Below are 12,968 nucleotides of genomic sequence, written 5' to 3'. Positions count from 1 at the left end.
TTCGACTGACTGTCATGGTAGCTGTGGAAGTGTATCAGGGATGCTTAATCGTGAAGCAGAAATCTATGAGCGATCAGGCATGAAGCTGCGCATTCCGTTGTTCATTCTGGGCCTTTTTAATCTTGGGGCGGCGCTGATGCTTTACATGGGCTGGCTTGGCAGCGCAGAAATTGCTCATCGGCAATTTGATTTGAGTGGCTTTCTTATCGCGGGAAACGCGCATCGCCACGGCGCGCGACGACGATGAACGGGCGCGGTCCATGACGAACACGCGTGTCCGCAAGGATGGCGAGGTTCGATCGCGGTCCATGTCGATCTACAAGGAAGTGGAGAAAAGCCGGTCATCGACCGCCAGACCTCAACATCAGGTAATTGATGGAAAAAGTCTTTCACAGGAAAATTCGAACGAATTTCTTGGGAGGATATTGAACCAATTATCTGTTGATGAATTATCCCATCGACACCGTAGCGAAACCACTCCCCGTCTGCCCCGCAGGCCGGGGATTTTGTTCGTTTAAATTGTTGAAATATCTGTAAATATTTTACAAATCTATATTTTTTGATTTATTTCAGATAAAAGGGCTAATGATTAAATAAAATTAAAGGCTTTGCCTGTTTTGCGACCAACTGGCCTCACCCTTATAAATGGGTGAGGACTTTTTTACGTAGATCAATAATTTTTACATTATCACGATTCCATTAACATATGTTCTAATCTCCTTTCCTTTACCAATCTACTTTCTGTAACATCCCACCCGACGGAACGGCTAAGAGTCCGTTTGAGAAATCGCGGAAGAGCGATTTCCGAGGCGGCACCAGCCCTCTCCCCCACCCGGCCACCCATAAAATACTGCCGTTGGGGGCCGGATGGGGGAGAGGGCTGGTGCCGCAATGCGCCAATAGGCGCATTCTCAAACGGGCTCTAATCGATGAAGGCCGCCAGCTCGTCGGGCGTCCCCTTGGGAAACGCCTTTCGGAGGTACGTCAGGAAAGCGGATACGCGGGCGCTCAACAACCGCCGCGACGGATATAATGTCCACAACATGGTATCCGGCCCCTCCACCTCCCCCCATTGGACGAGCCGGCCGCCAGCAAGATCGCGGCTTACCAATGAAAGGGGAAGGCGCCCGACGCCGATGCCCAGCCGAAGCGCGTCGCGGACCATGACCATCGAAGAGAGGGACAGGATGGGATCGACCGCAATGGAAAACGGTCCGCCCGGTGTAGTCATGCTCCAGATATTTTCAGGGTCGGCCGAGCCGCGCACGACGGCGGGAATGGAGGAATCGCCAGCAGGTCGAGTCAGGCCCGGAGCCGCCACGACCACCAGCCGGTCATGCAGGAAAGCCCGCCCCACCAAGCTCTCATCCGCTCGCGGATCGACCCGGATAACAAGGTCATAACTTTCTTCAATCATGTCGACGGCGCGATCGTCGGCCGTGACCTCCAGCCGCACTTCAGGATATTCCAGCGCGAAACCGGCGGCCAGCCTCCCCATCGCGGTCTGGGAGAAGAGCAGGGGTACGCTGATCCGCAGCCGCCCTCGCGGGCTGTCGCCGCCCGAGGCGATCGCCGCCGCCGTTTCATCGATTTCGGTGAGGAGCGCGGCCGTACGCGCGTGGAGCGCCCGCCCCTCCTCCGTCAGCTTGAGGTCGCGGGACCCACGTTCGAACAGGCGCAACCCCAGGCTCGCCTCCAGTTCCGCCACCCGGCGCGACAAGGTTGCCTTGGGGCGCCCGGCGGCGCGTGCGGCGCGTCCGAACCCGCCATGCCTGGCGACAAGGTTGAAATCGGTGAGGGCGAGCAGATCCATATGTTCCACCAGAGAGACGATCTGTCCAGATATAGCGTCTATTGCAGAAAATTTGGATCACTAATTTCCGGCTTGTCGATTGCGACAAACCCAAGGAGAACCCCATGACCATTCTTGTCACCGGCGCCACCGGCCGTGTCGGCCGCCATGTCGTCGATCAGCTCATCAAGCGGGGCGCCCATGTGCGCGTGCTCACCCGCGATCCCGCCAAGGCCGACTTCCCGGCCAGCGTCGATGTCGTCCGGGGCGACCTGCTCGACATGGACGCATTGCGCGCCGCATTTTCCGGCATACGCACGCTGTTCCTGCTCAATGCGGTCACGGGTGACGAATTCACCCAGGCGCTCATCGCCCTGAACGTCGCCCGCGAAGCTGGCGTCGACAGGCTCGTCTATCTGTCCGTCATCCATGCCGACCGCTTCGTGAACGTACCGCACTTCGCGGTGAAGTCAGGAGCCGAGCGGATGATCGAACAAATGGGCTTCAACGCCACGATCCTGCGACCGTCCTACTTCATCGACAATGAGCATATGATCAAGGAGGTGATCCTGAACCACGACGTCTATCCGATGCCCATCGGCGGCAAGGGCATCGCCATGATCGACGCCCGCGACATAGCGGAGGTCGCAGCGATCGAGCTCATCCGCCGCGACCAAGCCCCGGACGCAATGCCGGTCGAGACCATCAATCTGGTAGGCCCCGATACGCTGACCGGTTCGGACGTCGCCGCCATCTGGTCGGACATTCTGGGCCGCCCGGTCGCCTATGGCGGCGACGATCCCAGCGGGTTCGAACTGAATATGGCGAATTTCATGCCGAAATGGACGGCGTATGAGATGCGCCTGATGGCCGAGCGCTATGTCAGCGACGGCATGATCCCGGAGGCTGGCGACGTGGAGCGCCTGACCGGGATTTTGGGGCGGCCATTATATTCCTATCGCGACTTCGCATCTCAGATAGCCGCATCCGGCATGTGACAAAGGCCGGATTGCCGACGGGATCGCCGTGAACGGGCGGCTCCGTCGGCAAGCGGTTTTGAACGAGGTCGCATGCGGACCCGTCATGCGATCCGGACGTCCATCATTCCCGATTTGACGCGCGCGCTGCCTCCCGCAAAATCCCCTTTTGGACCTTGCCCGTCGACGTCTTCGGAAGAGGCCCGAAAATATAGGATCTTGGAACCTTGAAGCCCGCCAGATGGGCCTGGCAGAAAATCTGTAGATCATCGGCCGCGACCTGTTGCCCTTCGCGCATTTCGACGAAAGCGCATGGCACTTCGCCCCAGCGTTCGTGCGATTTCGCGACGACCGCGGCATGGAGAACGGCGGGGTGCCGGTGCAGCACATCCTCCACCTCCAGCGACGAGATATTCTCGCCGCCCGATATGATCACGTCCTTCGATCGATCCGTGATCCGCGCATAGCCGTCGGGATCGAGAACGGCGAGGTCGCCGGTGTGGAACCAGCCGCCGGCAAAGGCGGCGGCGGTCGCGTCCGGGTTCCTGAGATAGCCGTTCATCATGGCGTTGCCCCGGAACATGATCTCCCCGATCGTGCGGCCATCGGCGGGAACCGGTTGCATTGTCTCAGGATCGAGGACCGCCATCGCCTCTTGCGCGATCATGGCCATGCCCTGCCGCGCCATGAGCCGGGCGCGCTCCTCGACCGGCCGGGCCATCCATTCGGGCTGCATCACGCAGACGGCCGCGGGACCGTAGACTTCCGTCAGGCCATAGACATGGGTGAAGTCGAAACCGAGCCGCTCCCCGGCCGCGATCATCGCGCTCGGCGGGGCGGCGCCCGCGACCATCGCCTGCACCTGAAGCGGGATCGCTCGGTCCCGCTTCGTCATTTCCTCGATCAGCATCGTATAGACAATCGGCGCGCCACACATATGGGATACGCCATGCGCGGCGATGAGGTCGATCACCAGCGGTGGATCGACACGGCGCAGGCAGATGTTCGTGCCGCCTCGCGCCGCGATCGCCCAGGGGAAGCACCAGCCGTTGCAGTGGAACATCGGCAGGGTCCAGAGATAAACGGGGTTCAGGGGCATCGACCAGGTGACGATCTGGGCCAGCGCGTTGAGATGCGCGCCGCGATGATGGGTCACGACGCCCTTGGGATCGCCGGTCGTGCCGGACGTATAGTTGAGCGCGATGGGATCCCGCTCGTCCAGCGGCAGCGACCATGGCGCATCGGCCGATCCCTCCGCGAGCAGCGTTTCATAATCGAGCGAACCGATCGGCGGTGCCGCGCCATCGTAAAGAGGGTCGTCGATGCAGACGATCAGCGGCGGGCTGGCCATGGCGGCGACCGCAGCGGCGACCGTCTCGCCATATTCGCGATCGACCAGCAACAGCCGCGCCTTGCTATGCGCGAGCTGGAAGGCGATTTCTTCCGCCTTCAACCGCGTGTTGAGCGTGTTCAGGATCGCGCCGGCCATCGGCACGCCGAAATGCGCCTCGACCATGGCCGGGATATTGGGCGCGAGGATGGCGACGATGTCGCCACGCCCGATCCCGCGCCCACGCAGCGCCGAAGCAAGCTTCAGGCAGCGCTCATGAGTTTCCCGCCAGGTCCATGAAAGCGTGCCGTGGACGATGGAGGGCCGGTCGGAATGGATGGCCGCCGCGCGGGGCAGGAAGGTCAACGGGCTGAGCGGTCTATGATGCGCGTCATGGAAGGGCATGGCCAATATATCCGTCATGCCCCAACCCCTCCAACCGCATCGAGCGGGATGCCGATGATCATAATTTGGCGCGATACCTGTATTCGCGCGGCCCCGCGCCGAATTCGCGGCGGAACGCCTTGCTGAAATGGCTCATGTCGTTGAAGCCCCAGCGCAGCGCTATCTCGGTGACGCTGCGCCGCGCCAGCGCGGGCGCGTCCAGATCGCGCCGGCACATCTCCAGCCGCCGCTTGCGGATCCAGTTCGATACGCTGACCCCGGTGCCCGCGAATATCTTGTGCAGGTAGCGGACATTGATGCCGTTGTCCGCCGCGATGGTCGCGATATCCAGATCGGCATCGCCAAGCTTCGCCTCGATATAGGATTTGATCCGCGTCAACTGCCGCTCCCGCGGCGTGATCATGCGATCCGCGTCCAGCGAACTCAGCGTCATCGCCAGCAGGTCCAGCGTGACGTTCAGGACGGTATTGGCGTGCGCGTCGTCGAAGGTGCCAAGATGATGCTCGATCGACGCCAGATGATCGATGAAGAAGGACAGCAGGCCCTGGCTCCGGTCGAAGGGCACGCCGACGAACTCCTCCGCGAAGGGGAAGACCGACAGAACCCGGCTGCGCGGAAAGATGAAATAGATCTGGCGGAAATGCGAAGGCAGGTCGAGCGTCATCGGCAGAGCGCTGTCGGTGATCGTGAACATGCCGGGGGACAGGTCGACGCTGCGGCCCGCTATCTCCAGCTCGCCGCTGCCGATGGCCGTATAGATGATCGACAGGTCGCGGCGCGTCGTGCGCCGGGCGGCGGAGCGGTCGTGCAGGCAGCGCACGCCGCCTTCGCCGCTGAAGGCGACGACGCGGGAATCGAATATGGTGCGGAACCGGCTGATCCCCGCGCCGCCATCGGCTCGCGCCCGCTCGAAATGCCATTCGTGCATGGTGTGCGTCGACACCATCTCGTCCCAATTGCCGCGCGGCATGCCGCGCCCGAGATGCTGCGACGTCCACATGCGATCATCGACCGGACGAAATCCGTCCGGGGGCGTGAAACCCTGCACCGCACTCGGCATCTACCCTCTCCCGCCTGTGACGGATCGTGGCCCGATCCTGTCGCTTGATGGAGCCTATCACATTATGCGGACTGCCCGCCATGCGTGGCAGGCAGTCCGCGGTCGAAGGCTTCAGGCAGCCGACGCCGCGCGCGTCCGTCCCGCCGCGATCTGCTCCTCGATCCAGCGCGAATCCATGACCTGGGTCGGCCGCTTCTCCTCGTCGATGAACATGATCGGGCCGTGGGTGATGAACAGCATCTCCGTATCCTCCGGAAAGATCGTCATCTCATGCAGCGATCCATAGGGTTCGTAGCCGGAATCGCCCGCCGGGGCGAGCTGGTCGCGATAGTTGAGCGCGCCGCTCAGGATCAGATAGTCGGCGCCCGCCAGATGCAGGTGCGGCGCGAAGGTCGCCCCCGCCTTGCCCCGGAAGATGCAGGAAAAGCCGCCGGTGGACGGATCGGTGCTGATCACTTCCATCTCCACCCCTTCCGACGCGAACGGGATAATATCCCTGAACACAGGCTTTTCAGCCTTGGTGACATGCATTTCATTGCCGGCTCTGGACTTCATGATCGCTCTCCTGGGTTATGGAACTGGAATAGCGGAACGGCAGCCGCGATTCTTGGGCGCCGACCCGCAAAAACTGGTCAGGCAGCGCCCTCGATCCGCGCCGCGAGCGCGCTCAGGAAGGCGCCGCTGGGGGCGCCGTCGATCACCCGATGATCAGTGGTGAGCGACAGGGAGATTTCCAGGCGGCTCGCGACCTGCCCATCGTCGCGCAGGAACAGCATCGGCGCGATCCGGCCGATGCCCAATATGCCGACCTGCCCGCCGTTCAGGATGGGCGTGAAATGATCGACCCGCGTGGTCCCGATATTGCTGATGGTGAAGGTGCCGAAACTCATTTCCGTGACGGTCAGCTTGCCCGAGCGCGCGCGGTCGACCAGCGCGCGCCGCGCCGCGACGACATCGGGCAAGGCCATGCCTCGCAGGTCCGGCAGCGCAGGCGCGACCAGACTGTCGTCCAGCGCGATGGCGACCGACACGCAAATCTCGTCATAGATTTTCAGCGCATCGGCCGTGGCGATGGCGTTGAAACGGGGAAATTCCAGCAGTGTGTCGCGCAGGGCGATGAGGATAAGATCCTCATATCCGGCCGCCACCCCCGCCGCCTTCCACGCTGCGCGAGCGGCGACCAGCGCCGTGGCGTCGACCCGCGTCGTGAAGGAGAGTTGCGCCGTGCTGGCTAGGCTCTCCATCATCTTGCGCGCGATCATCCGGCGCGCGCCGCCGATCGGTGCGACATGGGAGGGCTCCGGGATCATCCGGCCACGATCACGCCAAGCAGGTCGCCGATCGACACCACATCCTCGACCGCCTTCCGCTGCTCCAGCCTGCCGGACGCAGGTGCCACGATCTCGAAGGTCACTTTCGTCACCATCAGTTCGCAGACGAGGTCGCCCGCGTCGACCGCTTCGCCTTCGTCGGCCACCCAATTGGCGACGACGATCTCCTCATCCTCGCCACCCAGTCCTTCGGGCACGCATATTTCAGTGCTGCTCATCACTGATCATCTCCATCGCGATTTCGACCACGCCGTCCGCCGAGGGAATGGCATTCTGCTCCAGGGCCCGCGCATAGGGCGGCGGCATGTCGGGATAGGCGAGGCGCGCGGGCGGGCTGCGCAGGTCGCGAAATGCCTTTTCGCTCACCCGCGCAACGATCTCTCCGGCGATGCCGCAATTGGCATAATCCTCATCCACCACGACCAGCCGGCCAGTGCGCCGGATCGAGGCCAGGATGGTGTTGATGTCCAGGGGAACGAGCGAGCGAAGATCAATGATCTCCGCGCTGACGCCCTGCTCCTTGAGCTTGTCGGCCGCGTCGATGGCGGTATGCACGGTGGATGCCCAGCCGACGATGGTGACGTCGCTGCCCTCCCGCACGATCGCGGCTTCCCCGATCGGGATGGTGTAGGAATCTTCGGGCACATGCACGATGGTGCGCTTCACCGTGCCCAGCCAGCCGACGCCCTGCAGCGCCTTGTGCGCCATGACGATCACCGGATTGGGATCGCGGATGGCCGAGACCATAAGGCCCTTGGCGTCATAGGCGTTGGAGGGGGAGATGATCTTCATGCCTGGCATGTGCGCGAAGGTCGCGTAGAGACATTGCGAATGCTGCCCGGCGTCCGAATAGCCCCCGCCGACAGACGTGGTGATCACAATCGGACAGGTTACGTTGCCGCCGGAGAAGAAGGACTGCTTGGCCGCCAGATTGTAGATGGCGTCGAAGCACACCCCCAGGAAATCGACGAACATCAGTTCGACAATCGGCTTCTGGCCGACTGCCGCCGCGCCGACGGCAGCGCCGATGAAGGCGGTTTCGGATATGGGCGTATCGCGTATCCGCTCGGCGCCGAACTCTTCCAGAAGGCCGGTCGTCATGCCGAAGACGCCGTTGAACAGGCCGATGTCCTCCCCCATCACGAACACCGACGGGTCGCGGCGCATCTCCTGCGCGGTCGCCTCGGTAATCGCCTTGGCGATGCTGATCTTGCGCTGCTTCGCGGGCCTTGGCGGCGCGAGCAGGACGGATGTCCCAGTCATAATTCCTCACTTTCAGCGAAGACGGTGGCAAATGCCTCCCCAGCCATCGGCTCGGGGCTGGCAAGGGCATGATCGAAGGCGTCATCGACGCGGGCGCGGCCGCCCTGCTCGATAGAGGAAATGGTGGCCTCGTCCGCGATGCCCCGCTCGATCAGCATCGCCCGGAAGCGCGGTATCTCGTCCCTGGCGAACAGCCCCTCCTTCTCGCCCTCTGGCCGATAGGTCTCGACATCGCCCATGAAATGGCCCTCCAGCCGGAAGGTCTCGATCTCGATCAGCGTCGGTCCTTCGCCGGCGCGCGCGCGGGCGACCGCCTCCCCGGCGGCGGCGTGGATCGCCAGCGTGTCGTTGTCGGCGATATGCACGCCGGGCATGCCATAGCCCGCCACCCGCACATCGTTGCGCGGCACGGCGGTCGACGCGGCTTTCGATACGGATACGCCCCAGCCATTATCCTCGACGATGCAGATGAAGGGCAGCTTCCATACCGCCGCCAGGTTCATCGCCTCATGCCAAGCGCCCTGGTTCACCGCCGCCTCCCCGACATAGGCGACCGCGACATGCGGTTCGCCCCGCATCCTGAAAGCAAGCGCGGCACCCACCGCCGGCCCCATGCCCTGCGCGATGATCCCCGAGCAGGTGAAGTTCACCGCCGGATCGAACAGGTGCATATGGCCGCCCTGCCCGCCCGACAGCCCGGTCGACCGGCCGAATATCTCCGCCGTCATCGCCGGCAGGTCCACCCCCTTGGCGATGGCGACATGGTGCGGGCGGTGCCCGGCCGACACGAAATCCTCCGGCCCCAGATGGGCGCATACTCCAACCGCGCAGGGTTCCTGCCCGTTGGACAGGTGCATCTCTCCGGGCAAGGGGCCGTTCGCCATGTTGAACAGCGGTGTCTTGCCGATCATGTAGGCGGCCTTGATGCGCTCCTCATAATAGCGGGAGAGCGCCATATGCTCGTACATCCAGAGCAGGGTGTCGTTGCGTGTCTGCATGGCTGATCCTTCAGAAACGGGTCGTCAGGGTGAGGCCGTAGGAGCGCGGCGCGGCCTGCCGCTGGGCGTCGCCCAGCCCCGCCTGCTCCGACCGTCCGGCCCAATAGGTCGCATCGGTCAGGTTCTTGACCCATAGTTGCGCCTGGAAATGATCGCCCGGCAGCGCCCAGTTGAGCGATGCGTTGACCAGCCAGTAGCTGGGCTGGGCCAGGCGGTTGTCGGCGTAGAAGAAGAAGCCGTCATTATAGGCCGCGTTGATAGCCGGCCGGAACGTGCCGATGCCCGTTTCGATCGCATAGTCCACGCCGATGTTTGCGGTCAGCTTCGGCGTCGAAAGCGTCCGGTTGCCGCGCGCATCCATGGTGAGCGGATTGCCGTCGCCGTCGGTCGATTCCCCGTTCGGTCCGATCACCAGGGCATTGGGATAGCTGCGATACCGGCCATCGAGCAGGGCGATGCTGCCGTTCAGCGTCAGGTCGCCAAAGGGCTTTGCCTGCATTTCCGCCTCGACGCCCTTGATCCGGGCCCGCGCGGCATTCAGCGTGACGGTGCCGCCCAGCGTCGGGATGTTCACCTGGATATTCTTATAGTCGTAGAGGAAGGCCGAGATGTTGAAGCGCAGCCGCCGGTCGAACCATTCGGACTTGAGGCCGATTTCATAGGCGTCCAGCACCTCCGGCTTGAACGGCGCGGTGTTGGGCGCGAGCAGATTATAGCCGCCGCTCTTGAAGCCGCGATTATAGGACAGATAGGCCAGCACATCCCGGTTGAAATGATGGTCCACCGCCGCGCGCCAGGTCAGCTTGCGGAAACTCTGCCGGTCGTTGGGCAGCGCTATGTCCGTGCCGCCGACGGCGAACCGCCCGATCTCCAACTTCTGCCGTTCATAGGTGTAACGCAATCCGCCGGTCAGGTTGGTGTCCGCGAATATCTCCATGCTCGCCTGACCGAATGCGGCGAGCGACCGGGTCTTCTGCGCGTCCTCGATGATGACGACGCCATTGTTGATGTCCGCCGGATCATAGGCGGCCTCCGCGTCGAAATAGAAAGCGCCCAGCATCCATTTCACCGGCGCCCCCGCCGCGCCGTGCAATTGCAGTTCCTGCGACCAGCTATGCGCCTTTGACGGCAGGCTGAGGTCGGCCACGACCAGCGGCGTGTCGTCCTGGTCCAATAAATAACCGACATCCGATTCCCGATAAGCGCTGATGCTCACAAGCTTCAGTTCGCCCAGCGCCTGCTCGATCTGCAGGGATGCGCCGCCGGTGTTCAGCCGCTCAAAGTCATTCAGCCCGCCCACGGCATTATACTCGCCGGGATAGGTCGATACGCCATCCACTCCAATAATGCCCTCCCGCAACTGATAGGCGAAGCGGGCGACCGAATGAGAATAGTCGAAGCCAAGGTGGATCGTCGTGCCGTCGGCCGGGGCGAAGCGAATTTTTGACCGCAGCGCATAATTGCCGTCCGCCATGATCGCATTGTCGCGGCCCGTTGTCAGATTGCGTCCCCAGCCGTCGCCCTGATCGCTGTAATTGACCGCCAGATCGACGCCCAGCGTATCGGTCAGCGGCGCGCTCACATAGGCGGAGGCGCTGACGGTGTCGTAATTGGCGTAACCGAAACTCGCCTCCATCGTCAGATGATCGGCCGGCTCGCGGGTCAGGATATGGACGACGCCGCCGGTCGTGTTGCGGCCGAACAGGGTGCCCTGCGGTCCCTTCAGCACCTCGATCCGCTCGATATTGTTGAAGGAAAAGAGGTTCGCCTCCGGGGAGGCGTAATAGACATTGTCGACATAGACCGCGACCGTCTGCTCGCTGGAAGGACCGAACAGGTTGGTGCCGACGCCGCGAATGAAGATATTGCCCTCATTGGCGGTGCGGTTGATGACGAGTCCAGGCACCATGGCCTGGATCGACGCGGTATCGTTGATGCCCTTCGCCGCGGCGGCGGATGCGCTGATCGCGCCGATCGCGATCGGCACATCCTGCAGGCGCTCGCTGCGTTTCTGCGCCGTCACGACGATGTCCTCGATCGCGCCATTGTCGGCAACTCCTGTCGATTGCGCGAAGGCCGGGACGGCAAGCACCGCGCCTCCCGCCGCAAACGCAGCGCCAACTGCGCGGATATAAGTGCGTTTCATCTGATCCCCTCCATATGTCTCTTATGAAGGATGGTTTTACCGCGCCCGCTGACGACGTCTTGGTCGAGAGCGCCCACTTCGTAGTCCGATCGGGCTTTGCAGGAGATCGCGCTGGGAACTTGAGGAACGCTCGAACTCATGTACATGCTTGACGGGACCGGCGGGAGAGGCCAGCGGGAGAGGAAAGTGCAACTCAGCCATTTTGATCTCAACCTGCTTCGCGCGCTCGACATCCTGCTAACGGAACGCAATGTCACGCACGCCGCCGAGCGGCTTTTCATCACGCAGCAGGCGGCCAGCAGCGCCTTGCAGCGGCTGCGGCGGTATTTTGACGATGAATTCTCACGCGTGTCGGCCGGCATCTGGAACTGACGTCGCTGGCGCATTCATTGGTCGTGCCCGTGCGCGAAGCCCTACTCATGGTGCAGACGGCGCTCGACACGCGCCCGTATTTCGACCCCGCCACTGCCCGTTACGAATGCCGCATCGCCATGAGCGATTATTGTCTGCATGTCGTGCTGCCCCATCTGCTTCGCTATCTCACCGTCAACGCGCCGGGCGTAGGATGTGCTGTCAATAGACAGCTATTTTCGGGTGCTTCGCACAAACTTGCTCTGCACTCCGAATGTGGTCAAATATCGTTTCCGGCTAGGCACTTAAGCGCGACCGACCCCGCGCATGAGAATAGTTTCATCTCGCTCAACGGACGGCTCTCGTTCTCGTTTTAGACTGAATTGGGGACCAAATAGCCATCGCGATACTGTCATCTCCCAGCGTTTGCACGTCGAGAAAACGTGCAAAGAAAATCGTGGAATCTTTACATGTCTAGCCGACGTGTTAAGGCTTTGCCGCTTCGTTTGCATAAGGTCATGATCGTGCTTCGACCCAGTGTTGATTATGGGATGGCCCGCTCCTTTCCTCTTCAGCACCGACATCATATCCGATGTCAGGGAAAAGGGGCGGGCCATCCCATAATCAACAGCCGGCGCCGCACAGCCACATCCAAGTCACGGCAAGGATTTATCGTGACACGTCCATCTGGAATACCCGAACGAAATATCTCACTGCAATACGATCTGACGAGGTGAGGAACCACGGTGACGCCCCACGCTCAATGCGATGCAGCACCTCAAGCATCATTGCTGAGGTAATCGAGCGCACCGATAATTCACCAATATAAGGGAAAACATCACGTTTTAAGTAACTCTCAATTTGATTGAAATTCTTCTTTCCCCAATCACAACGCTTTTTCTCCATCCACTCATATGCTAGTTTCTCAAACTTCATATCATTTTCCGATACTATCTCCTTATTAATATTGCATTTCTCAGGATCAATTCAATTCTTTTTAGTGATATTTTGATTTCTTCACGCCATACACGAGCCCGATCTATGCTCACATCTGGATACCTGCCGCCGGATATTGCTTTCTGTTTTCCTAAATAACGATAGGTCAGATACCATCGCGCGGTACCGCCAGGTGTGATTGAAATATACAAGCCACCGCCATCAGAACTTTTCACAACGCGGACGGTAGAACCCAACGCCTGAATAATTTCATCTGTTAACACTGGTGCAACCCCTGAGCTTGGGTTGGACCGGGCAGAGAACGACTGTTTCAACCATCATTTTTGCCAACATAAAGCGTCGGAACCATGTGCCTCTG

General features: G+C 61.5%; 15 protein-coding genes. 4 read left to right on the top strand and 11 right to left on the bottom strand.

The genetic code is table 11. The annotated features are described in order from the left end of the window. Nucleotides 1-79: 79 nt before the first annotated feature. The gene (locus H5V43_RS18585) at nt 80-247 is read left to right on the top strand and encodes a hypothetical protein (RefSeq protein WP_157009781.1); all 168 of its coding nucleotides are present in this window, start codon (nt 80-82) and stop codon (nt 245-247) included. A 675-nt stretch (nt 248-922) separates the two neighbouring features. Here H5V43_RS18585 and H5V43_RS18580 read toward each other — a convergent pair. Next, on the bottom strand, nt 923-1,813 hold the full coding sequence (locus tag H5V43_RS18580) for a LysR family transcriptional regulator (protein ID WP_025548433.1): 891 nt from the start codon (nt 1,811-1,813) through the stop codon (nt 923-925). Nucleotides 1,814-1,917: 104 nt separating this feature from the next. Between H5V43_RS18580 and H5V43_RS18575 the strand changes: the two genes are divergently transcribed. Further along, nucleotides 1,918-2,790, top strand: a complete 873-nt coding sequence (locus H5V43_RS18575) for an SDR family oxidoreductase (protein ID WP_044660755.1) — start codon at nt 1,918-1,920, stop codon at nt 2,788-2,790. A 103-nt stretch (nt 2,791-2,893) separates the two neighbouring features. Here H5V43_RS18575 and H5V43_RS18570 read toward each other — a convergent pair whose 3' ends face one another. The 8 genes from H5V43_RS18570 to H5V43_RS18535 all read right to left on the bottom strand — a co-directional run bounded on the left by H5V43_RS18570 (nt 2,894) and on the right by H5V43_RS18535 (nt 11,302). Further along, nucleotides 2,894-4,522, bottom strand: coding sequence for an AMP-binding protein (locus tag H5V43_RS18570; RefSeq protein ID WP_025548434.1), 1,629 nt, complete (start codon nt 4,520-4,522; stop codon nt 2,894-2,896). Between the two features lie 40 nt (nt 4,523-4,562). Next, nucleotides 4,563-5,564 carry a helix-turn-helix domain-containing protein gene (locus tag H5V43_RS18565; RefSeq protein ID WP_025548436.1) on the bottom strand — a complete coding sequence of 334 codons (1,002 nt, stop codon included), beginning with the start codon at nt 5,562-5,564 and terminating at the stop codon, nt 4,563-4,565. A 111-nt stretch (nt 5,565-5,675) separates the two neighbouring features. Continuing rightward, on the bottom strand, nt 5,676-6,119 hold the full coding sequence (locus H5V43_RS18560; RefSeq protein WP_025548438.1) for a cupin domain-containing protein: 444 nt from the start codon (nt 6,117-6,119) through the stop codon (nt 5,676-5,678). A 77-nt stretch (nt 6,120-6,196) separates the two neighbouring features. Then, a complete protein-coding gene (locus H5V43_RS18555) occupies nt 6,197-6,874 on the bottom strand; it encodes a 2-oxo acid dehydrogenase subunit E2 (RefSeq protein WP_044660757.1) in 678 nt (225 codons plus the stop codon). After that, nucleotides 6,871-7,113: a lipoyl domain-containing protein gene (locus H5V43_RS18550; protein WP_025548441.1), complete on the bottom strand. Its 243-nt coding sequence runs from the start codon at nt 7,111-7,113 to the stop codon at nt 6,871-6,873. The genes H5V43_RS18555 and H5V43_RS18550 overlap by 4 nt, the downstream gene beginning before the upstream one ends. Then, nucleotides 7,100-8,158, bottom strand: coding sequence for an alpha-ketoacid dehydrogenase subunit beta (locus H5V43_RS18545; RefSeq protein WP_025548443.1), 1,059 nt, complete (start codon nt 8,156-8,158; stop codon nt 7,100-7,102). The genes H5V43_RS18550 and H5V43_RS18545 overlap by 14 nt, the downstream gene beginning before the upstream one ends. Beyond that, nucleotides 8,155-9,156 carry a thiamine pyrophosphate-dependent dehydrogenase E1 component subunit alpha gene (locus tag H5V43_RS18540; protein WP_025548444.1) on the bottom strand — a complete coding sequence of 334 codons (1,002 nt, stop codon included), beginning with the start codon at nt 9,154-9,156 and terminating at the stop codon, nt 8,155-8,157. Before H5V43_RS18540 ends, H5V43_RS18545 begins: the two co-directional genes overlap by 4 nt. Before the next feature lie 10 nt (nt 9,157-9,166). Then, the gene (locus H5V43_RS18535) at nt 9,167-11,302 is read right to left on the bottom strand and encodes a TonB-dependent receptor (protein ID WP_025548446.1); all 2,136 of its coding nucleotides are present in this window, start codon (nt 11,300-11,302) and stop codon (nt 9,167-9,169) included. A gap of 138 nt (nt 11,303-11,440) precedes the next feature. Here H5V43_RS18535 and H5V43_RS18530 point away from each other — a divergent pair, with 138 nt between their 5' ends. After that, on the top strand, nt 11,441-11,674 hold the full coding sequence (locus tag H5V43_RS18530; protein WP_084694334.1) for a LysR family transcriptional regulator: 234 nt from the start codon (nt 11,441-11,443) through the stop codon (nt 11,672-11,674). A gap of 17 nt (nt 11,675-11,691) precedes the next feature. Next, entirely contained in the window at nt 11,692-12,030 is a 339-nt protein-coding gene (locus H5V43_RS18525; RefSeq protein WP_128830722.1) for a hypothetical protein, read from the top strand. A 292-nt stretch (nt 12,031-12,322) separates the two neighbouring features. On the opposite strand, the gene H5V43_RS18520 is transcribed toward H5V43_RS18525, so the two are convergent. Then, the gene (locus tag H5V43_RS18520) at nt 12,323-12,589 is read right to left on the bottom strand and encodes a phage integrase central domain-containing protein (protein ID WP_025548450.1); all 267 of its coding nucleotides are present in this window, start codon (nt 12,587-12,589) and stop codon (nt 12,323-12,325) included. A gap of 14 nt (nt 12,590-12,603) precedes the next feature. Further along, the gene (locus tag H5V43_RS18515; RefSeq protein WP_084694335.1) at nt 12,604-12,924 is read right to left on the bottom strand and encodes an Arm DNA-binding domain-containing protein; all 321 of its coding nucleotides are present in this window, start codon (nt 12,922-12,924) and stop codon (nt 12,604-12,606) included. Nucleotides 12,925-12,968 lie beyond the last annotated feature (44 nt).

The sequence above is a fragment of the Sphingobium fuliginis genome (assembly GCF_015074805.1).
GTDB lineage: Bacteria > Pseudomonadota > Alphaproteobacteria > Sphingomonadales > Sphingomonadaceae > Sphingobium > Sphingobium fuliginis.
Note: the sequence above shows the minus strand (reverse complement) of the source record. Positions and strands in the feature narration are given on the sequence as shown.

What these genes read in the sequence shown, in the direction of transcription:
- H5V43_RS18585 (WP_157009781.1), top strand. Translation starts at nt 80, where the DNA reads ATGAAGCTGCGCATTCCGTTGTTCATTCTGGGCCTTTTTAATCTTGGG.
- H5V43_RS18580 (WP_025548433.1), bottom strand. Translation starts at nt 1,813, where the DNA reads ATGGATCTGCTCGCCCTCACCGATTTCAACCTTGTCGCCAGGCATGGC.
- H5V43_RS18575 (WP_044660755.1), top strand. Translation starts at nt 1,918, where the DNA reads ATGACCATTCTTGTCACCGGCGCCACCGGCCGTGTCGGCCGCCATGTC.
- H5V43_RS18570 (WP_025548434.1), bottom strand. Translation starts at nt 4,522, where the DNA reads ATGACGGATATATTGGCCATGCCCTTCCATGACGCGCATCATAGACCG.
- H5V43_RS18565 (WP_025548436.1), bottom strand. Translation starts at nt 5,564, where the DNA reads ATGCCGAGTGCGGTGCAGGGTTTCACGCCCCCGGACGGATTTCGTCCG.
- H5V43_RS18560 (WP_025548438.1), bottom strand. Translation starts at nt 6,119, where the DNA reads ATGAAGTCCAGAGCCGGCAATGAAATGCATGTCACCAAGGCTGAAAAG.
- H5V43_RS18555 (WP_044660757.1), bottom strand. Translation starts at nt 6,874, where the DNA reads ATGATCCCGGAGCCCTCCCATGTCGCACCGATCGGCGGCGCGCGCCGG.
- H5V43_RS18550 (WP_025548441.1), bottom strand. Translation starts at nt 7,113, where the DNA reads ATGAGCAGCACTGAAATATGCGTGCCCGAAGGACTGGGTGGCGAGGAT.
- H5V43_RS18545 (WP_025548443.1), bottom strand. Translation starts at nt 8,158, where the DNA reads ATGACTGGGACATCCGTCCTGCTCGCGCCGCCAAGGCCCGCGAAGCAG.
- H5V43_RS18540 (WP_025548444.1), bottom strand. Translation starts at nt 9,156, where the DNA reads ATGCAGACACGCAACGACACCCTGCTCTGGATGTACGAGCATATGGCG.
- H5V43_RS18535 (WP_025548446.1), bottom strand. Translation starts at nt 11,302, where the DNA reads ATGAAACGCACTTATATCCGCGCAGTTGGCGCTGCGTTTGCGGCGGGA.
- H5V43_RS18530 (WP_084694334.1), top strand. Translation starts at nt 11,441, where the DNA reads ATGTACATGCTTGACGGGACCGGCGGGAGAGGCCAGCGGGAGAGGAAA.
- H5V43_RS18520 (WP_025548450.1), bottom strand. Translation starts at nt 12,589, where the DNA reads ATGAAGTTTGAGAAACTAGCATATGAGTGGATGGAGAAAAAGCGTTGT.